Origin of the sequence: Flavobacterium piscisymbiosum (assembly GCF_020905295.1) — a bacterium.
GTDB classification, from domain to species: Bacteria; Bacteroidota; Bacteroidia; order Flavobacteriales; family Flavobacteriaceae; genus Flavobacterium; species Flavobacterium piscisymbiosum.
Map to the genome: position 1 here is coordinate 2,405,410 of NZ_JAJJMM010000001.1, position 19,776 is coordinate 2,425,185.

The window sequence follows — 19,776 nt, forward strand, 5'->3', positions numbered from 1 at the left end:
TACACTCAACTAGTATGAAAAATGCTGAAGAAAATAACAATTATAGAATTGCCGTTCCTTCAGCATTTGAAACTGTTTTTTCTCATTTTTACTTTGCCGAAAATAAAACGGCATTTCCCATAACAAAAACCTTATTACCAAGTTTTCAAACCATTTTGGTTTTTAACTTTGGGACAAAATCATCTTTAAAATCACAGCAAAATACTTTTTTAGAAGTTGAAAAATGTATGGTTCTTGGCCCTATAAAACAAGCTTTCGATTATACTTTAGAACCCAATTCAGAGATTTTGGTAGCCAATTTCAAAGAAGATGCTTTTTACAGATTCTTTGGCAATGCAATGTTTGATTCTTTGCCCAATCATCCTGACGCTTTAATTGATGAAAATTGCTTTACTCTTTTGTGGGAAGAACTTCAAAAACTTTCTGATACAAAAGAGCGTGTCGATTATATTTTAGATTTCTGCAAACCATATTTAAGGAAGCAAAACGAGATAACAACGCTTTTAACAGATTTTCAAAACCATAATCTGAATCCCATAAAAGCAATTGCTTCGCAGATCAATCAAACCGAAAGAAATATTCAGCTCAATCAAAAGAAACTTTTTGGATATACTATTAAAGAAGCGAATCGGTATGAGAGGTTTTTAAAAGCGGTAAATCAAATTCAGGAAAATATAATAAACAATTCTAAAACAGATTGGTTAACGATTGTTACCGAATGCGGTTATTACGATCAAAGTCAGCTCATTCATGACTTTAAATATTATATGAATATTTCACCCACGAAATTCCTGAAATTTCAAAACGATATCTGCAGCTCAAAATCAGAATAAATCAGATTTCGTTTTCTTACAATTGTACTGAAACCTTGCGTTCTACATTTGTCATGTTAATCTTTAAAAACAGACAATATGAAAAATTTAATTGTTTATGCACATCCCAATTCAGGTAGTTTAAATCATTTCTTCAAACAAACCGTACTCGAAAGCCTTCAGGAATCCGGAGAAGAAATTGCAATTCGCGATTTGAATGAGATCAATTTTAATCCCGTACTTTCTTTAGAAGATATGACCGGACAAAGAATGGGAAAGGTTGCCGATGATGTTCAAACAGAACAAGACTTTATCACCTGGGCAGATCGTATTATTTTTATTTACCCCATTTGGTGGACAGGAATGCCGGCCATTATGAAAGGTTATATTGATCGCGTATTTAGTTACGGATTTGCCTACAGATACGATCAGGGCGTTCAGAAAGGTTTATTGACGGGGAAGAAAACAATCATTATTAATTCGCACGGGAAATCAAATGCAGAATATGAAGCAATGGGAATGGATAAAGCTTTGGCATTAACTTCGGATACAGGAATTTTTACGTATTCCGGATTAGAAATCGAGCAGCATTTTTATTTCGATAAAGCAGACAGAGCTTCGGCAGAAAGTATTTCGGAGTGGGAAAATCAGATCAAAACTACTTTTAAGTGCATCGATAAAGAATCTGTTTTGGGATAAAAATTGATTTAAAAGTGATAATAATTGTAAAAAAGATAAAAGTAGTTTACTAAAAGCTAAGTTTTTGAATGTACCGTAAATTATAGGAAGTGTGGTTATTTATGAGTTTTTTATACTAAATTTGGTTTTATACTTTTAATAAAAGCTTTAGCTAACCTAATTTAATGACTTATGAGAAAAATCTACTTTATCTGTTTTATTTTTATGATTAATGGTCTTTTTGCTCAAAAGAAAGATAAATTAAATCCAATCGATGTTTATGAAAAGGCCTGGTCAGAACGCAAGAGCGATGTAAGGCTAAAAATAATTAAAACAATCTGGCTGGAGGAAAGTACTTTTGAAGATCCTTCTGCATCCATAAAAGGAACGGCTGCCTTAAACAATGTTATAAATGAATTTTATAAAAAATACCCGGATGCAGTTTTTACTTCGGGACCAAAAGTGGTAAAAGACAATTATGTAAGCTGGGATTGGGAAATTTTAGATGCAAAAAGTAAACTTATAATGGCCGGACGTGATTTTGCCCGACTCAACGGAAAAGGTCAGGTAAGTAAGATTATTGGTTTTTGGAATCCGGAAGCCACTTTATCTGAGGCAGAGATTTTGAATAACCTTGAAACAGACAATTTTAAGATTGTGGCGCAATATTACGAAAGCCTTTTTAAAACCAGGGACTTTACTGCAATGGCACATTTAATAGAAGAAGGTGCAGTTTATAATCAGGCCGAAGGATTGCCTTATGGAGGAAAATTTACAGGTTTTAATGAATGGGTAAAAATGTATGCGAAATCAGCTGAGTTTTTTGATTTAGAAATAGAAAAAGAGCCTGTTTATTTTAGCGATGCGACAAAAAATGAGGTAATTATTTATTTTGCCATAAAGGCGAAAGCAAAAAAATCAGGTAAAACACTTTCAGTGCCAATCTCGGAACATTTCGATTTAAAAAACGGAAAAATTACAGCAATAAGACCTTTCTATTTTGATACCAAGCAATTTGCAGAATTCCTGAAAAGTAAAAAATAATACAAAGTTAAATCTCTCAATAACAAAAAAGACTTATCTAAACGGATAAGTCTTTTTTGTTATTCAAAATTCAATTCGAGTTGATCCGGCAAAAGCCTAAAACTCATTCGGTGATATTTTGTAGTTCCATATTTTTTTATGGCTTCCCGATGTTCTTTGGTAGGATAACCTTTGTTTTGTTTCCAGTTGTACATCGGGAATTCTTCATGAATCTGATCCATGTATTCATCGCGATACGTTTTGGCCAGGACAGAAGCTGCGGCGATACTTAAAAATTTACCGTCACCTTTTATAATGCTTTGATTTGGAATCGATTTTAGTAATTCAATTTCAGTCATAGAAAATTGTTTGCCAAAAGTATTCTTTAAACCCAATTTTGCATTTAAAGAACGATTACCATCTACAATAATAAATTCAGGTATATGATGTAGTTTTAGGATACATTCCTGCATACCTTTCATTGAAGCGTTTAGAATATTAATTTCATCAATTTCATTAGGATGCAAATGCGTAACAGCAAAACAAAGCGCATGCTGCTCGATGATTGGTTTTAGAAAAACTCTCATCTTTTCAGACAATTGTTTACTGTCGTTTAAAAATTCATGCTCAAAATGATTTGGTAAAATTACTGCAGCAGCCGTTACCGGACCAGCCAGACAACCTCGGCCAGCTTCGTCAGTTCCGGTTTCTAAATTAAATCCTGAGAAATTTTTTTCGAGCATTTCCTTTTTGTGTTTTAATTGGCAAATATTATAAAATTTTCTTTAAAAACATTCGTTCTCTTACTATTTGCCAAAGCAGTAGTATAAATTCAAGTGTTTTTTTATTTATACGTTTTTATCTTTTACCTTTGCCAGACAAATTTTGCCAAAATAATTCCATATAAAGCGATCAAATGAGAATATTCTTTTTTCTATACCTATTAGTTGTACCCACTTTATTGTTTTCTCAGGAAAAAAATACTTCTAAAAATAGTTTAGATATGAATACTAAATATTCAAGTATAACTGATACTATAAAAAAGAAAAAAGCAAAAATAGCAACAATAGATCAATATCAGATTATTACGCTGGAGCATGATACTACTTATGTTGATACTTCGTTAACATTAAAAAGCGCCTACAAACAAAATAATCTTCGTAAAGATGATTTCGGACTTTTGTCTTTCGCAAATATCGGACAAGCTTATAATACTTTGCAATACAGTCTGACTAGTTTTTCTCCTTATCCGGAAATTGGTTTTAACGGAAAACATTTTAATTATCTTCAAGCAGATCAAATCAATTACTATTCAGCGGCAACACCTTTAACGGAGTTGTTTTTTAATACAACAATAAATAAAGGTCAGAACGTAGATTCATTTATTACATTAAATACATCAAAAAACCTTAATTTTTCTATCGCATACAGAGGTTTACGTTCAGAGGGAGATTATATAAACCAATTGGTAAGTGCAGGAAATTTTAGATTTACAACAAGTTACGCTACAAGCGACAGAAGATATGCGATAAATGCACATTATACGTATCAGGATGTTTTAAACGAAGAAAATGGCGGAATTACTACGCCTGCAGACTTTGAAAGTGATAATCCGGATTATAAAAACCGTCAAAGATTGCAAGTGTATCTTACCGATGCGGAATCATTTTTAAAAGGCCGACGTTTGTTTTTTGATCATGCTTTTAGAATAAATCCAACTGAGGGGAATAATAATTTATATGTAACGCATCAGTTTAATTACGAAAACAAGGCTTTCGAATACAAGCAGGCAACTGTTCTCTCGACTGTTGGAACCAGATCAGTAAAACGATTTGGAGATTCGTACGTAACAAGTGGTATAAACGATCAGACACATTACGAAAGATTATACAATAAGGTAGGAGTAGCTTATGAAAATTCTCTTTTAGGGAAATTTAATTTTTTTGTAGACGACTACAGATCGAATTATAAATACGGAAGAATCTTGGTAGATGCCGATGGAACTGTTATTCCGGATAATTTATTTCTGCAAATTAATAATGTTGGCGGTCAATTTGAATATCAAAAAAACAAATGGAACGGACGTTTTTTATATTCAAGATCGATTACAAACCAGTCACTTTCTGATTTAGATGCTAAGTTAAAATATGATTTTAATGATAAAATTCAGTTTGATTTTAGATACCGTAACATCAATAAATTACCAAATAATAACTACAACTTGTACCAAAGTAGTTATGTGCAATACAATTGGTCGAATAATTTCAAAAACGAGAAAATCAATTCGCTTAGTGCCGCTGTTAGCACGCCTTGGCTGAATGCAGAAGTTCAGTATACGGTTCTAAATGATCATTTGTATTTTGCAGATGTTTCTTCGCCAGCTCAAAAGGCTGTAAATACACAGATTATAAATCCGGCCCAATACGGAAATGCAATTAACTATCTGGAGATAAAAGCAAGTCGTGAATTTAAATTTGGTCCTTTCGCTCTTGATAATACACTTTTATATCAAAAAGTAGATCAGTCAGATTTAATTTTAAATGTGCCTGATTTTGTAACAAGAAATACATTTTATTATTCAGGTTACTTTTTTAAGAAAGCACTGTATATGCAAACCGGAATCGTTTTTAATTATTTTACAAAGTATTACGCGAATGGTTACAACCCTGTTGTTGGAGAGTTTTATGTTCAGAAAGAAAAAGAAATTGGAGGTTATCCATTATTTGATCTTTTCCTAAATGCCAGAATTCGCCAAACCCGATTCTATCTTAAAGCAGAACACATAAATGCTCTTTTTTCTAAAAGCGACTATTATTCGGCTCCTAATAATCCTTATCGTGATTTTGTAATCCGCTTTGGTTTAGTTTGGAATTTCTTCCAATAGAATTAGGCTTATATCATATTAAAAATCAAATATTAAATTAAATAGAAATGGACTTTTCAAATAACATTTTAGAAACAATTGGTAATACACCATTGGTAAAACTCAACAAAATTGTTGCTGAAATTGATGCGTTAGTATTGGCAAAAGTCGAAACTTTTAATCCCGGAAATTCTGTAAAAGACAGAATGGCCGTAAAAATGGTTGAAGATGCAGAGGCAGATGGCCGATTGAAACCTGGAGGAACTATTATTGAAGGAACTTCTGGAAATACAGGAATGGGATTGGCGCTTGTAGCGATCATTAAAGGATATAAACTGATTTGTGTAATATCTGACAAGCAGTCTAAAGAAAAAATGGATATTTTGCGTGCTGTGGGTGCCAAAGTTGTAGTTTGCCCTACAGATGTTGAACCAACAGATCCAAGATCTTATTATTCTGTTTCAAAACGTCTGGCCGAAGAAACGCCAAATTCATGGTATGTAAATCAGTACGATAATATGTCAAACTCTTTGGCACATTACGAACAAACCGGACCAGAAATCTGGAAACAAACTGATGGGAAAATTACACATTTTGTAGTGGGAGTAGGAACAGGAGGAACTATTTCGGGTGTTGGAAAATATTTAAAAGAGAAAAATCCAAATATTAAAATTTGGGGAATTGATACCTATGGTTCTGTTTTTAAAAAATACCATGAAACCGGAATTTTCGACGAAAACGAAATTTACTCTTATATCACCGAAGGAATTGGAGAAGATATTTTGCCTAAAAATGTTGACTTTTCTTTAATTGACGGATTTACAAAAGTAACCGATAAAGATGCAGCGGTTTATACCAGAAAAATTGCTCTGGAAGAAGCTATTTTTGTTGGTAATTCTGCAGGAGCTTGTATAAAAGGATTGTTACAGCTTAAAGAACACTTTACGCCAGAAGATGTGGTTGTGGTATTGTTTCACGATTCAGGAAGCCGTTATGTAGGTAAAATGTTTAATGACGACTGGATGCGCGAACGTGGTTTCTTAGAAGAAAACATTACAAAGGCCGAAGACGTAATTAAAGATCATATCGATAAAGAATTAATCGTGGTTCGTACAGAAGAATTGGTTTCTCACGCGATCGAACGTATGCGTAAATACAAAATCTCGCAGATTCCTGTTGTAGATATTACTGGTTTTGTTGGTTCTGTTGATGAAACAGATTTGTTTAGAAGTTATGTTGCAGATAAAAACGTAGCCGAAAAACCAATCAAAGAAGTAATGGGAAAACCTTTTCCAATTGTAAAATTAGGAACACCAATCGAAGAAGTTTCTAAATTATTTACCAAAGAAAATGACGCCGTTTTGGTTGATTTAGGAAATGGTAATCATCATATTATTACAAAATATGATATCATTGGATCTATAAAATAATACGATTTTAATAATTCATAAATCCATAAATCTAATTTTGAAATTAGGTTTATGGATTTTTTAGCTTAATATATTCGAAAATGACTTTTACCGCGATAGATTTTGAAACTGCTACAGGACATCATCCGTGCTCTGTTGGTATCGTTACTGTAGAGAACGGGATAATTACAGATGAGTTTGTTACTTTGATTAAGCCTCCCAAAAATGAGTACAATCCGTTTACGATTCGTGTACACGGTATTTATCCAAGAGATACTGTAAATGCTAAAACTTTTGTGCAGGTTTATCCCGAGATCGAAAAAAGATTAAAAAACAGAGTAGTGGTCGCACACAACGAAAGTTTTGATCGTAATGTTTTAATGAAATCGATGACGCTTTACGGTTTGCAATATGAGGATTTGAATATTGCCGAAAAATGGGAATGTACCGTTAAGATCTACAAAGCAAAAGGATTCAAGCCCACTAAATTAAGTGACTGCTGTCGCGAAATGAAAATTCAGCTCAATCACCACGAAGCATTATCTGATGCGAGAGCTTGTGCAAAATTATATATGTTGAGATAAAAATAAATATTTTGTAAGATTAATATTATTTTAATTAATTTTAGGCTTTTTATAAATCAAAGTAAAAGTCTAAAAAATGAAAGAAGATTTTCTTCATTATCTCTGGAAATTCAAAAAGTTCGACACTTTGAATTTGAAAACTGCTCAAGATGAACAAATCACGATTACTAAAACCGGAGATTATTTAGAACTTGCAGGACCGGATTTTTTTAATGCCCAAATAACAATAGGAAATCAAAAATGGGCAGGAAATGTCGAGATTCATTTAAAATCTTCAGATTGGTATGTTCATGGTCATGAAAAAGACCCAGCGTACGAAAATGTAATTTTACACATAGTTTGGGAACATGACACCGAAATATTTGGTAAAGGCAATAGAGAAATTCCTGTTTTGATCCTGAAAGATTATGTTTCATCGGAAATTTTATCCAATTATAATTCGTTAGTAGCACCTAAATCGTGGATATTTTGCGAAAAAGATATCGCGAAAATTGATGATTTTATATTAAAAAACTGGCAGGAAAGATTGTTCTTTGATCGCTTAGAGCGCAAATCAAAATTTATTTACGATTTACTAGAAGAAACAAATCAGGATTGGGAAGGGGTTTTATTTTCCTTGCTAGCAAAGAATTTTGGTTTAAATACAAATGGCAATACTTTTTTGCAAATTGCGAAATCCATTCCTTTCTCCATTATCCGTAAAGAAAGCTTCGAAATAGAAAACCTCGAAGCATTACTTTTAGGCGCTTCCGGTTTATTAGATGATAATAAAGAAGATATTTATTTTACAGATCTAAAATTAAGGTATTATTATTTGCTTAATAAATACCAGTTAGAAAAATCTCATATCGATTCAGTCCAGTTTTTCAAACATCGACCGGATAATTTTCCAACAATCAGGCTTTCGCAATTGGCTAATTTATATCATAAACATCAAAATTTATTTTCGAAAATAACAGTTCTAAAGTCAGTAAAAAGCGTTTACGATTTATTGAATGTTTCAGCAAGTGTGTATTGGAGCAATCATTATCAGTTTGATAAAGAAAGTATAAAGAAACCAAAATCTTTGTCGAAATCTTTCCTGGATTTGATTATTATAAATACCATAATTCCTATTCAGTTTGCTTATTCAAACATAAGAGGTGAATCTATTGCCGAAGAGTTGATAACATTTATGAATTAAGTTAGTCCTGAGAAAAATGCTATAATTGATAAATTTAAATCTTTTGGAATTTCTGCTAAAGATGCTTTTGAAACACAAACATTATTAGAACTTAAAAATGAATATTGCAATAAAAAATCATGTCTAAAATGTGCATTAGGAATGGAGTTGCTAAAGAATAATTAGATAATTAGAAAATGTGTCAATGAGATAATTTTGTACTTTTGTTACTTGCATATATAATTTCATCCTGAGCGAATGCGAAGGATAAAATCTAAAATCTAAAATCTAAAATCTAAAATCTAAAATCTAAAATCTAAAATCTAAAATCTAAAATCTAAAATCTAAAATCTAAAATCTAAATATGTCAGCAATTTTAAAACTTAAATTCTTTTTCGAAAAATATGGTTTTCATGTTTCTTCAAGATTGGCAGATAAATTGGGTATGCGCGTAACGAGTGTACGATTATTTTTTATCTATATTTCGTTTGTTACGGCAGGTTTAGGATTTGGAGTTTATCTTACTTTGGCATTTTGGATTCGCCTAAAAGATTTAATTCGTGCAAAACGAACATCAGTTTTCGATTTATAAGATTATTTAAAACATAAAAAAAAGGATCATAAAGTAATTTACTCTATGATCCTTTTTTTATATCTCTTTAGGAAATTATTTTCCCGGATTGTTCAGTTTACTGTTTTTCTTACCATAAACAAAGTAAATTACTACTCCTAATGCCATCCAGACTACAAGTCTAACCCAGCTTTCGTTAGGTAATGAATACATCAAAGCCAAGCAAATTACGATACCTGCGATAGGTACAAATGGTACTAAAGGTGTTCTGAAAGATCTTGGAGCATCTGGCATTCTTTTACGCATCACCATTACACCAATACAAACAAGTACAAAGGCTAATAATGTTCCAATACTTACCATATGTCCTAAATCACTTACTGGAACCAATCCAGCAAATAAACTTACGAATACTAAGAAGAAAAGGTTAGTTTTCCATGGAGTACGAAATTTAGAGTGAATAGAACTGAAGAATGGAGGTAACAAACCATCTTTACTCATAGTATAAAATACACGGCTTTGGCCCAAAAGCATTACTAATATTACAGAAGTATAACCTGCTAAAATAGCTACAATTAAACCTGTTTGTAAAAAGTCATAACCTGTTTTGGCAAAAGCAGTTGCAGCAGGTTTAGCATCACCGGCAAATTCTTTATAATTAACAAGACCTGTCATTACGTGAGCAAAAAATACATATAATAAGGTACAAATAATCAAAGATCCTAAAATACCAATTGGCATTCCTTTTTGAGGATTTTTAGCTTCTTGTGCAGCTGTAGATACAGCATCAAAACCAATAAAGGCAAAGAATACAGTTCCCGCACCTGCAGCAATTCCTGACCATCCAAATTCACCAAAAACACCAGTGTTAGCCGGGATATAAGGTGTGTAGTTTGCAGTGTCAATAAAGCTCCATCCTAAAATGATGAAAACAAGTACTACAGCAACTTTTACAACAACTAAAAAGTTGTTTAAAGACGCAGATTCTTTTGTTCCTCTTATTAATAATAAAGATAACATAGACACAATAAAAATAGCCGGTAAATTTACAATACCGCCTTCGATTACTGTACCGTCACTAAGTTTAAGAGTTTCCCAGGGTGAACATATAAATTGATGGGGGAGGTGAATTCCGTATTTGTTTAGTAATTCTAATAAGTAACGGGACCAGCTTACCCCGACGGTTGCGGCTCCCAAAGCGTATTCTAAAACTAAATCCCAACCAATAATCCAAGCCATAAATTCTCCCATTGTAGCATAAGAGTATGTATATGCGCTACCCGCAACCGGAATCATAGAAGCAAATTCTGCATAACAAAGTCCTGCAAAAGCACATCCAACGGCTGCTAAAACAAAAGAAAGAGTAACTGCTGGTCCTGCATGTTCTGCAGCAGCAATTCCTGTTAACGAGAATAATCCGGCTCCAATAATGGCTCCAACTCCAAGTGCAACGAGCGACCGTGAAGATAGAGTTCTTTTCAAGCCTTTTTCAGATTCGGAAGCTTCGTCAAGCAATACCGAAAGTGGTTTAGTTTTCCAAATTGACATATTATAATATTGGTTTATTGTTATTAAGCTCCAAATGTATCGTTTTTTGTAAAAAATAAAAACAAATATCTCTTTTTAAGTTATAAAATATTAAATTTTATGCTAAAACCATCGTTGATTATTCTTTACAGGCTGAGATTCATTAAACTAATTGAGGTTTATTAGTGAAAAATGTAATTTTAAAATTTTTAATATTTTTAGTATTATTCTTAATAAAATATTGTTTTTTCCTTTAATTTAGGCGCTTAATTAGAAACAGAAAAATTTTAATAAAATGAATTTTAAAATATTTGGAAAGTATTTCAAGTTTACAAATCATCAACGTACAGGAATTTTTTTACTTTTTGGAATTATAATGATATTACAGACAATTTATTTTTTTGCTGATTTTAATGTAGCTGAAAAATCTTTCCCCGAAAAAGAACAATGGTTGTCTTTACAGTCGGAAATTGATTCTCTCAAAATTTCAAAATATAATGATAAGCCCAAGGTGTATTCTTTCAATCCAAATTTCATAACAGACTATAAAGGATATAAGTTAGGAATGTCTGTTGAGGAGATAGATCGTTTGTTGGCTTTTCGGAGAGAAAATAAATATGTCAGTTCTGCAAAAGAGTTTCAGGAAGTAACAAAAGTTTCAGATTCTTTATTAAATGTAATGGCTCCGCTTTTCAAATTTCCGGATTGGGTTCAAAACAAAACAACCTTCAAAAACGAAAGAAAAGAATTTGTAAAAAAAGAATTCAATAAAAAAGAAAAGATCAACGTTTTAGATATCAATCAGGCAACACAGGAAGATTTAGTTAAGATTTATGGCATTGGAGAAGCACTATCAGTAAGAATTCTAAAGCAAAAAGAAATTTTAGGCTGTTTTGTTTCTATGGAACAAATGAGTGATATTTGGGGACTCTCGCCAGAAGTTATCAGTGAACTTAATACTCATTTTAAAGTTATAGTACCTCCAAATTTTAAAAAGATCGCCATAAACGATGCGTCCTTAAAAGAATTGTCACAGTTCGCTTATTTTAAATATACATTGGCAAAACAAATTGTAACTTATAGAAGTATGAACGGAAATATTAATAATATTGAGGATTTATCAAAAATTAAAGGTTTTCCTGTTGATAAAGCAAAAATAATTAGTTTATATTTGGAGTTCTAAAACAAAAGCAGCTTACAATGAATTTTGAATATAACGAAACGCAGTCGATGATTGCTCAGTCTATAAAAGATTTTGCCGAAAAAAATATCAGACCTAATATTATGGAATGGGATGAGGCTCAGATTTTTCCAGTTGACCTATTTAAAAAATTAGGCGAAATGGGATTTATGGGAGTTTTAGTGCCTGAAGAATACGGAGGATCAGGATTAGGCTATCATGAATATATTACAGTTGTCGAGGAAATTTCAAAAGTAGATCCTTCAATTGGTTTATCGGTTGCCGCGCATAATTCATTATGTACCAATCATATTTTAACTTTTGGAAACGAAGAACAAAAGAAAAAATGGTTACCAAAATTAGCTACGGCAGAACATATAGGAGCCTGGGGTTTAACAGAACACAATACAGGTTCTGATGCCGGCGGAATGAATACAACAGCTGTCAAAGACGGGGATGAATGGGTTGTAAATGGTGCCAAAAACTTTATAACGCACGCAATCTCTGGAGATATTGCAGTTGTAATTGTACGTACCGGAGAAAAAGGTGATTCTAAAGGAATGACCGCTTTTGTTTTCGAAAAAGGAATGAAAGGTTTTACGTCAGGTAAAAAAGAAAATAAATTAGGAATGCGTGCCAGCGAAACTGCAGAGTTAGTTTTTGATGGTTGCCGTGTTCCTGATGCCAATAGATTAGGAGAAGTAGGGCAGGGATTTGTTCAGGCCATGAAAATATTAGATGGAGGACGTATTTCAATTGGAGCTTTGTCACTAGGAATCGCAAAAGGTGCTTACGAAGCCGCACTTAAATACTCAAAAGAAAGACATCAGTTTGGTCAGCCTATTAGCAGTTTTCAGGGAATTTCGTTTAAACTGGCCGATATGGCAACAGAGATCGAAGCTTCAGAATTATTATTGCATAAAGCAGCATTCTTAAAACAGCAGCACAAACCTGTTACCACACTTGGTGCAATGGCAAAAATGTATGCATCAGAAGCCTGTGTAAAAATCGCAAACGAAGCCGTTCAAATTCATGGAGGCTATGGTTACACAAAAGATTATCCTGTAGAGAAATTCTATCGCGATTCAAAACTATGTACTATAGGAGAAGGAACTACCGAAATTCAAAAGTTAGTTATTTCGAGAAATTTGCTAAAAGAATAAAGAATAAAGAATAAAGAATAAAGAATATTATTATTGGCTCTTTTCTAGGGATCGATTTATGGAGAAATCTATTCTCTTTTTTCTATGTTCTATTTTCTTTTAAAATAATTTAGAATTCATAACCCATAATTCATAATTAATACATACTTTTGCACCCTTAACGAGAGGAGGTGTCAATATTATGTTAATTATACCAATTAAAGACGGAGAAAATATCGATAGAGCATTAAAGCGCTATAAAAGAAAATTTGATAAAACAGGAACTGTTCGTCAACTAAGAGCACGTACTGCTTTTATTAAGCCTTCTGTTATCAAAAGAGCACAAATTCAAAAAGCTGCTTACATCCAAAACATGAGAGATGGTTTAGAGAGTTAGTATTAGCTTTTCAAAAATAATTACCGTTAGTTATCAAAATTTTGATACTAACGGTTTTTTTATGCTTAATTTTGAGGTAAATAATATTCTTTATATAAGTAGAATATGGGTTTGTGTAAATGAAAAGTGTGTATTCCTATGAAATCAAATAAAGAAGCATTTCGCGATTATCTTCAATTAGAGAAAAAATATTCCCCACATACAGTCAATGCTTATTTGAATGATATTTTATTTTTCGAAACATTCAATAAAGAACATTTTGAGCAGGAAAATATCGAACAGGTAAATTACAGTCAAATAAGAAGTTGGATTGTTTCGCTTGTAGATGATAATATTTCTAATGTGTCTGTCAATCGAAAAATGTCTTCCCTGAAAGCCTTTTATAAATTTCTTTTAAAAACAAAACAAATAGAGGTGAGTCCAATGCTGAAGCATAAGGCGTTAAAAACACCAAAAATTGTTCAGATTCCATTTTCAGAAAAAGAATTGGCAGATTTGATGCAGCAATTTGGAAACCCTTCCGGATTCGAAGAAGTGAGGAATAAATTGATAGTAGATCTTTTTTATACTACAGGAATGCGAAGGGCAGAACTGATAAGTTTAATGAAGTACAATGTTGATTTATCTTCAAATGTAATTAAGGTTTTAGGAAAGCGTAATAAAGAGCGTATTATTCCGGTTTTGCCAATAATTATTGATCAGTTTAATTTGTATTTGCAGGAAAGAGCTTTGCTTGAGGAGATTGTTGATGATGATTATTTTTTTATTTCAGCAAAAGGGTTAAAATTGAGTGAATCTTTTGTGTATCGATTAATAAATTCATACTTTAGTAAAGTCTCTGAAAAGGTGAAAAAGAGTCCGCACGTGCTTAGGCATACTTTTGCAACTCACTTGCTGAATAACGGAGCAGATTTAAATTCAGTTAAAGAATTATTAGGACATTCGAGTTTGGCGTCTACACAAGTTTATACTCATAATAGTTTAGCAGAGCTTAAAAAGGTGTATGGTGACGCGCATCCAAGAAATAAATGATGGTTCTTAAATGTTTAACCCTAAAATTTGTATTATGAAGGTAGATGTTCATGCAGTTAACTTTACTGTTGACAGAAAATTAGTGGATTTTATTCAGGAAAGAATGGATAAATTAGAAAAATATTACGATCGAGTAGTTTCGGCTGACATTTTTTTAAAGGTTGAGAGAACGAGTGATAAGGAGAATAAGGCGGTAGAGATTAAGATTAATGTCCCGGGGGATGATTTTTTGGTTAAAAAACAATGCAAAACGTTTGAAGAAGCGGTCGAGCTTTCGGCAGAATCCCTAGAACGTGTATTGGTAAAAAGGAAAGAAAAAATACGAGCACACATATAATTGAAAATTTTTTTTAAAAAATGTTTTGATTAAAAGATAAAATAGCTACATTTGCAGTCCGTTAGAAATAGCGGACTTTTTTATTGATATTGCCAGCGTAGCTCAGTTGGCTAGAGCAGCTGATTTGTAATCAGCAGGTCGTGGGTTCGAGTCCCTCCGCCGGCTCTAAAATATTTCAAATGCGATTTGAAATTTGTTCTTTAAAATTATGGAATAAAACAAATTTAGGTTTCTTAATTTGGTTTTAGAGTAATCTGAAATCTTAAGTCAAAAATCTAAGATTGTCTGGGGAGATACTCAAGCGGCCAACGAGGGCAGACTGTAAATCTGCTGTGTGAACTTCGCAGGTTCGAATCCTGCTCTCCCCACAAAAAGAAGTTAAGATTTCAGAGCGTAGATTTGAGATTGTAGATTGAAAAATCTAAGATCTAAAATCAAAAATCTAAAATTAGAACTCTCTGCCGACTTAGCTCAGAGGTAGAGTGCTTCCTTGGTAAGGAAGAGGTCACGGGTTCAATTCCCGTAGTTGGCTCAAGTAAGTAGGAAATTGAAAATTAATATATAACTAAGATTAAAAATTAAGTAAAATGGCAAAGGAGAATTTTAATCGTTCCAAACCGCACTTAAACATAGGTACAATTGGACACGTGGATCACGGAAAAACTACATTAACTGCAGCAATTACAAAAGTATTGTCTGATGCTGGTTACTGTCAAGCAAAATCGTTTGATCAAATCGATAACGCTCCAGAGGAGAAAGAAAGAGGTATTACTATTAATACATCACACGTAGAGTATGAAACAGCTAACCGTCACTACGCTCACGTTGACTGTCCAGGTCACGCGGATTACGTAAAGAACATGGTTACTGGTGCTGCTCAAATGGACGGAGCTATCTTAGTAGTTGCTGCTACAGATGGTCCAATGCCACAAACTCGTGAGCACATCCTTTTAGGTCGTCAGGTAGGTATTCCAAGAATCGTTGTTTTTATGAACAAAGTGGATATGGTTGATGATGCTGAATTGTTAGAGCTTGTTGAGATGGAAATCAGAGATTTATTATCTTTCTACGAATATGATGGAGATAATGGTCCTGTAGTTCAAGGTTCTGCTTTAGGAGGATTGAATAATGATCCTGCTTGGGTACCAAAAATCATTGAATTAATGGAAGCTGTTGATGCTTGGATCGAAGAGCCAGTACGTGACGTAGCTAAACCATTCTTGATGCCGGTTGAAGATGTATTTACAATTACTGGTCGTGGAACTGTTGCTACAGGTCGTATCGAAACAGGTATTGCTAATACAGGAGATCCAGTTGAAATCATTGGTATGGGAGCTGATAAATTAACTTCTACTATTACAGGAGTTGAGATGTTCCGTAAAATCCTTGATAGAGGTGAAGCTGGAGATAACGTAGGTTTATTGTTAAGAGGTATTGATAAAGAATCTATCAAAAGAGGAATGGTTATCATTAAGCCAGGATCAGTAAAACCACACGCTACTTTCAAAGCTGAGGTTTATATCTTGAAAAAAGAAGAAGGTGGACGTCATACTCCATTCCATAATAACTACCGTCCACAGTTCTACGTACGTACAACTGACGTAACAGGAGTTATTACTTTACCAGAAGGAGTAGAGATGGTAATGCCAGGAGATAACTTGACTATCAATGTTGCTTTATTAAGCCCAATCGCAATGAGCGTAGGTTTACGTTTCGCTATCCGTGAAGGTGGTAGAACAGTAGGTGCAGGTCAGGTAACTGAAATCGTAGGATAATCCTATAAAAATTTATAAAAAGCCAGTTGATTTTCATGACTGAAATCACTGGCTTTTAATTACGGGCGTAGTTCAAGGGTAGAATAGCGGTCTCCAAAACCGTTGATGGGGGTTCGAATCCCTCCGCCCGTGCAATAAAAAAATATATCAAATGACAAAAGTTACGAATTATTTATCAGAGGCTTTCGAAGAGTTAAAGTCAAATGTTACTTGGCCTGCTTGGGCTGAGGTTCAAAAATTGACAATTGTTGTAGCTGTATTTTCGGTATTATTCGCCTTGGCAACATGGGGAGTAGACGAATTTTTTGCAAAAGCTTTGGCTGGATTTTTTAACTGGTTAAAAGGATAATTTTTTTGTGATGGCAGATAATAATGTGAAAAAATGGTACGTAGTTAGAGCAGTAAGCGGACAGGAAAACAAAGTCAAAGCTTATATCGAAACTGAGATTGCCAGACTAGGTATGGGTGATTATGTTTCCCAAGTTTTAGTACCTACAGAAAAAGTAGTTACTGTAAAAGAAGGAAAGAAAATGTCTAAGGATAAAGTTTATTTCCCTGGATATGTTATGATCGAAGCCAATTTGGTTGGTGAGATACCTCATATTATTAAGTCTATTACTAGTGTAATTGGATTTTTAGGTGAGATCAAAGGTGGAGAACCTGTTCCTTTGAGGCTTTCTGAAGTAAATAGAATGTTAGGTAAAGTAGATGAGTTAGCTGTAAATACAGATACTCGTGCTATTCCTTTCAACTTAGGCGAAACTGTTAAGGTGATCGATGGTCCATTTAATGGCTTCAACGGAACAGTTGAAAAAATCAATGAAGAAAAGCGTAAACTTGAAGTAATGGTGAAAATTTTCGGAAGAAAAACTCCATTAGAATTAAGTTTTATGCAAGTTGAAAAAGTATAATTTTTGTTACATCTATAATAACCACCATAATCGCTTCCAATGATTAGGGTGTTAAATTTTTTAAAAAATGGCTAAAGAAATTAGTAAGGTAGTTAAACTACAAGTTAAGGGAGGTGCTGCGAATCCGTCGCCACCGGTTGGACCTGCTTTAGGAGCTGCTGGGGTTAATATCATGGAGTTCTGTAAGCAGTTCAATGCTAGAACACAAGATAAACCTGGCAAAATATGCCCAGTACAAATTACTGTGTATAAAGACAAATCATTTGATTTTGTTGTAAAAACTCCTCCAGCTGCTGTCCAATTATTGGAAGCTGCAAAGCTAAAGTCTGGATCAGGTGAACCAAATCGTAAAAAAGTAGCTAGTGTTACTTGGGACGTTATCAAAGCTATTGCTGAAGATAAAATGGTAGATTTAAATGCATTCACAATCGAATCTGCAATGAGCATGATCGCTGGAACTGCTAGATCTATGGGTATAACTGTATCAGGAGATGCTCCTTTTTAATTAAGAGAAAGAAATGGCAAAATTAACAAAAAAGCAAAAAGAGGCTGCTTCAAAAATTGAAAAGAACAAACTATACTCTTTAAAAGATGCAGCTGCATTAATTAAAGTTATAGCTTCTGCAAAATTTGATGAGTCTGTTGATATCGCAGTTCGTTTGGGTGTAGATCCAAGAAAAGCGAATCAAATGGTTAGAGGTGTAGTTACATTACCTCACGGAACAGGTAAAGACGTTAAAGTATTAGCATTGGTTACTCCAGATAAAGAAGCGGAAGCTAAAGAAGCTGGGGCTGATTATGTAGGTCTTGACGATTATTTACAAAAAATTAAAGATGGTTGGACAGATGTTGATGTGATCATCACTATGCCAGCTGTTATGGGTAAATTAGGTCCATTAGGTCGTATTTTAGGACCTAGAGGTTTAATGCCAAACCCTAAAACAGGTACTGTAACTATGGATGTTGCAAAAGCTGTTGCAGAGGTTAAAGCTGGTAAAATTGACTTTAAAGTTGATAAAACTGGTATCGTACATGCAGGAATTGGTAAAGTTTCTTTTGGAGCTGAGCAAATTTATGACAATGCACACGAAATTATTCAAACATTAATCAAACTTAAACCAACTGCTGCTAAAGGTACCTATATTAAAGGTATTCACCTTACAAGCACTATGAGTCCTGCAATTGCATTGGACCCTAAAGCAGTATAATTGGTAGTTAATAATTTTTAGTATGACTAGAGAAGAAAAATCAATCGCGATTGAAGATTTAACTGCACAGTTAGCTGGTACAAATATTATTTATGTATCTGATATTTCTGGATTAAACGCAGAAACTACTTCAAGCTTGAGAAGAGCTTGCTTTAAAGCAGGTATAAAATTAGAGGTTGTAAAAAACACTTTGCTTGCAAAAGCAATGGAAGCTTCTGCTAATGACTATGGTGATTTACCTTCAGTATTGACTGGTAATAGTGCTATCTTCATTTCAGATGTTGCAAATGCACCTGGAAAAATAATTAAAGATTTCAGAAAAAAATCAGCAAAACCTGTATTAAAAGGGGCTTATATTAATTCTGAAATTTACATTGGAGATGATCAATTAGATGCATTAGCAACTATCAAATCTAAAGAAGAACTTCTTGGAGAACTTATTGGATTATTGCAATCACCAGCACAAAGAATTATTTCTGCTTTACAAAACAAATTCGCTGGTAGCGAAGAAGAAGCTGAAGCATAATAATTCGTACGAGGAATTTAATTTCCTGGTAGCTTAATTAGCGCACAATAAATAAATTATATTTTACAAATCATTTTAAACGATAGAAAAAATGGCAGATTTGAAACAATTCGCAGAACAATTAGTTAACTTAACAGTTAAAGAAGTTAACGAATTAGCAACAATATTAAAAGACGAGTATGGTATCGAGCCTGCTGCTGCAGCTGTAGTAGTTGCTGCTGGTGGTGGAGAAGGTGCTGCTGAAGAAGCACAAACTGAATTTACAGTTGTATTAAAAGAAGCTGGTGCTTCTAAATTAGCAGTTGTAAAATTAGTTAAAGAACTTACAGGTTTAGGTTTGAAAGAAGCTAAAGATGTAGTTGACGGTGCTCCAAGTAACGTTAAAGAAGGTGTTTCTAAAGAAGAGGCTGAAGGTCTTAAAAAATCATTAGAAGAAGCTGGAGCTGTAGTTGAGCTTAAATAATTCAACTCAGTTTTAAGAACTAGGTTTAGGTCTTGAGTGAACGCTCAATGGCCTAAACCATTTTTCGTATAATAAAATAGATCAAGTTTTATTATCAAATAGTTTAAAATACGAAAAAGTTTTTGATCAATACGAAGAAAAAAAATTGAACCAAATTTTACAGGTTTATTTTTAAA

Annotated in this window: 21 protein-coding genes, 4 tRNA genes and 1 pseudogene; 24 read left to right on the forward strand and 2 right to left on the reverse strand. The window is 33.3% G+C overall.

Features of this window, described 5'->3' with window-relative positions; translation table 11 throughout:
* Positions 1 to 14: 14 nt before the first annotated feature.
* From LNP81_RS10660 to LNP81_RS10670, 3 genes are all read left to right on the forward strand, one after another.
* The gene (locus LNP81_RS10660; RefSeq protein ID WP_230035684.1) at positions 15 to 833 is read left to right on the forward strand and encodes a DUF6597 domain-containing transcriptional factor; all 819 of its coding nucleotides are present in this window, start codon (positions 15 to 17) and stop codon (positions 831 to 833) included.
* 78 nt (positions 834 to 911) lie between these two features.
* Positions 912 to 1,511 (forward strand): NAD(P)H-dependent oxidoreductase, encoded by a 600-nt coding sequence (locus LNP81_RS10665; protein WP_230035686.1) that lies wholly within the window; start codon positions 912 to 914, stop codon positions 1,509 to 1,511.
* Positions 1,512 to 1,682: 171 nt separating this feature from the next.
* Positions 1,683 to 2,534 carry a nuclear transport factor 2 family protein gene (locus LNP81_RS10670; protein ID WP_230035688.1) on the forward strand — a complete coding sequence of 284 codons (852 nt, stop codon included), beginning with the start codon at positions 1,683 to 1,685 and terminating at the stop codon, positions 2,532 to 2,534.
* 59 nt (positions 2,535 to 2,593) lie between these two features.
* Here the strand turns inward: LNP81_RS10670 and rnhB are convergent, their stop codons facing one another.
* Positions 2,594 to 3,256 carry a ribonuclease HII gene (gene rnhB, locus LNP81_RS10675; protein WP_230035691.1) on the reverse strand — a complete coding sequence of 221 codons (663 nt, stop codon included), beginning with the start codon at positions 3,254 to 3,256 and terminating at the stop codon, positions 2,594 to 2,596.
* A 173-nt stretch (positions 3,257 to 3,429) separates the two neighbouring features.
* Between rnhB and LNP81_RS10680 the strand changes: the two genes are divergently transcribed.
* The 5 genes and pseudogenes from LNP81_RS10680 (at position 3,430) to LNP81_RS10700 (ending at position 9,123) form a co-directional block, all read left to right on the forward strand.
* Positions 3,430 to 5,397 carry a putative porin gene (locus LNP81_RS10680; RefSeq protein WP_230035692.1) on the forward strand — a complete coding sequence of 656 codons (1,968 nt, stop codon included), beginning with the start codon at positions 3,430 to 3,432 and terminating at the stop codon, positions 5,395 to 5,397.
* A gap of 47 nt (positions 5,398 to 5,444) precedes the next feature.
* On the forward strand, positions 5,445 to 6,806 hold the full coding sequence (locus LNP81_RS10685; RefSeq protein WP_230035694.1) for a pyridoxal-phosphate dependent enzyme: 1,362 nt from the start codon (positions 5,445 to 5,447) through the stop codon (positions 6,804 to 6,806).
* 80 nt (positions 6,807 to 6,886) lie between these two features.
* Positions 6,887 to 7,369, forward strand: coding sequence for a 3'-5' exonuclease (locus tag LNP81_RS10690; protein WP_230035697.1), 483 nt, complete (start codon positions 6,887 to 6,889; stop codon positions 7,367 to 7,369).
* Between the two features lie 76 nt (positions 7,370 to 7,445).
* Positions 7,446 to 8,717 (forward strand): annotated as a pseudogene (locus LNP81_RS10695) (DUF2851 family protein).
* A 178-nt stretch (positions 8,718 to 8,895) separates the two neighbouring features.
* The gene (locus LNP81_RS10700) at positions 8,896 to 9,123 is read left to right on the forward strand and encodes a PspC family transcriptional regulator (protein ID WP_007810860.1); all 228 of its coding nucleotides are present in this window, start codon (positions 8,896 to 8,898) and stop codon (positions 9,121 to 9,123) included.
* Between the two features lie 75 nt (positions 9,124 to 9,198).
* Here LNP81_RS10700 and LNP81_RS10705 read toward each other — a convergent pair whose 3' ends face one another.
* The gene (locus LNP81_RS10705) at positions 9,199 to 10,650 is read right to left on the reverse strand and encodes an amino acid permease (RefSeq protein WP_230035699.1); all 1,452 of its coding nucleotides are present in this window, start codon (positions 10,648 to 10,650) and stop codon (positions 9,199 to 9,201) included.
* 274 nt (positions 10,651 to 10,924) lie between these two features.
* On the opposite strand from LNP81_RS10705, the gene LNP81_RS10710 reads away from it, so the two are divergent.
* From LNP81_RS10710 to rplL, 16 genes are all read left to right on the forward strand, one after another.
* Complete coding sequence (locus LNP81_RS10710; RefSeq protein WP_230035701.1) at positions 10,925 to 11,812, forward strand: ComEA family DNA-binding protein; 888 nt, start codon at positions 10,925 to 10,927, stop codon at positions 11,810 to 11,812.
* A 17-nt stretch (positions 11,813 to 11,829) separates the two neighbouring features.
* A complete protein-coding gene (locus LNP81_RS10715; RefSeq protein WP_230035703.1) occupies positions 11,830 to 12,972 on the forward strand; it encodes an acyl-CoA dehydrogenase family protein in 1,143 nt (380 codons plus the stop codon).
* A gap of 181 nt (positions 12,973 to 13,153) precedes the next feature.
* Positions 13,154 to 13,348: a 30S ribosomal protein S21 gene (gene rpsU, locus LNP81_RS10720; RefSeq protein ID WP_026985791.1), complete on the forward strand. Its 195-nt coding sequence runs from the start codon at positions 13,154 to 13,156 to the stop codon at positions 13,346 to 13,348.
* 138 nt (positions 13,349 to 13,486) lie between these two features.
* On the forward strand, positions 13,487 to 14,380 hold the full coding sequence (locus LNP81_RS10725; protein ID WP_230035705.1) for a tyrosine-type recombinase/integrase: 894 nt from the start codon (positions 13,487 to 13,489) through the stop codon (positions 14,378 to 14,380).
* 34 nt (positions 14,381 to 14,414) lie between these two features.
* Complete coding sequence (gene hpf / locus LNP81_RS10730; protein WP_056245753.1) at positions 14,415 to 14,717, forward strand: ribosome hibernation-promoting factor, HPF/YfiA family; 303 nt, start codon at positions 14,415 to 14,417, stop codon at positions 14,715 to 14,717.
* Between the two features lie 91 nt (positions 14,718 to 14,808).
* Positions 14,809 to 14,882, forward strand: a tRNA-Thr gene (locus tag LNP81_RS10735).
* A 122-nt stretch (positions 14,883 to 15,004) separates the two neighbouring features.
* Positions 15,005 to 15,085 (forward strand) — tRNA-Tyr (locus LNP81_RS10740).
* A gap of 92 nt (positions 15,086 to 15,177) precedes the next feature.
* Positions 15,178 to 15,249, forward strand: a tRNA-Thr gene (locus tag LNP81_RS10745).
* A gap of 55 nt (positions 15,250 to 15,304) precedes the next feature.
* Positions 15,305 to 16,492: an elongation factor Tu gene (tuf, locus tag LNP81_RS10750; protein WP_031456758.1), complete on the forward strand. Its 1,188-nt coding sequence runs from the start codon at positions 15,305 to 15,307 to the stop codon at positions 16,490 to 16,492.
* A 61-nt stretch (positions 16,493 to 16,553) separates the two neighbouring features.
* A tRNA-Trp gene (locus tag LNP81_RS10755) sits at positions 16,554 to 16,624 on the forward strand.
* Between the two features lie 19 nt (positions 16,625 to 16,643).
* Positions 16,644 to 16,841 (forward strand): preprotein translocase subunit SecE, encoded by a 198-nt coding sequence (secE, locus tag LNP81_RS10760; RefSeq protein WP_041517377.1) that lies wholly within the window; start codon positions 16,644 to 16,646, stop codon positions 16,839 to 16,841.
* Positions 16,842 to 16,851: 10 nt separating this feature from the next.
* A complete protein-coding gene (gene nusG / locus LNP81_RS10765; protein WP_029273444.1) occupies positions 16,852 to 17,403 on the forward strand; it encodes a transcription termination/antitermination protein NusG in 552 nt (183 codons plus the stop codon).
* 67 nt (positions 17,404 to 17,470) lie between these two features.
* Entirely contained in the window at positions 17,471 to 17,908 is a 438-nt protein-coding gene (gene rplK / locus LNP81_RS10770; RefSeq protein ID WP_007807442.1) for a 50S ribosomal protein L11, read from the forward strand.
* Between the two features lie 13 nt (positions 17,909 to 17,921).
* Positions 17,922 to 18,611: a 50S ribosomal protein L1 gene (rplA, locus tag LNP81_RS10775; protein ID WP_007807440.1), complete on the forward strand. Its 690-nt coding sequence runs from the start codon at positions 17,922 to 17,924 to the stop codon at positions 18,609 to 18,611.
* Positions 18,612 to 18,633: 22 nt separating this feature from the next.
* On the forward strand, positions 18,634 to 19,137 hold the full coding sequence (gene rplJ / locus LNP81_RS10780; RefSeq protein WP_056195154.1) for a 50S ribosomal protein L10: 504 nt from the start codon (positions 18,634 to 18,636) through the stop codon (positions 19,135 to 19,137).
* Between the two features lie 91 nt (positions 19,138 to 19,228).
* Positions 19,229 to 19,600, forward strand: a complete 372-nt coding sequence (gene rplL / locus LNP81_RS10785; RefSeq protein WP_007807437.1) for a 50S ribosomal protein L7/L12 — start codon at positions 19,229 to 19,231, stop codon at positions 19,598 to 19,600.
* Positions 19,601 to 19,776 lie beyond the last annotated feature (176 nt).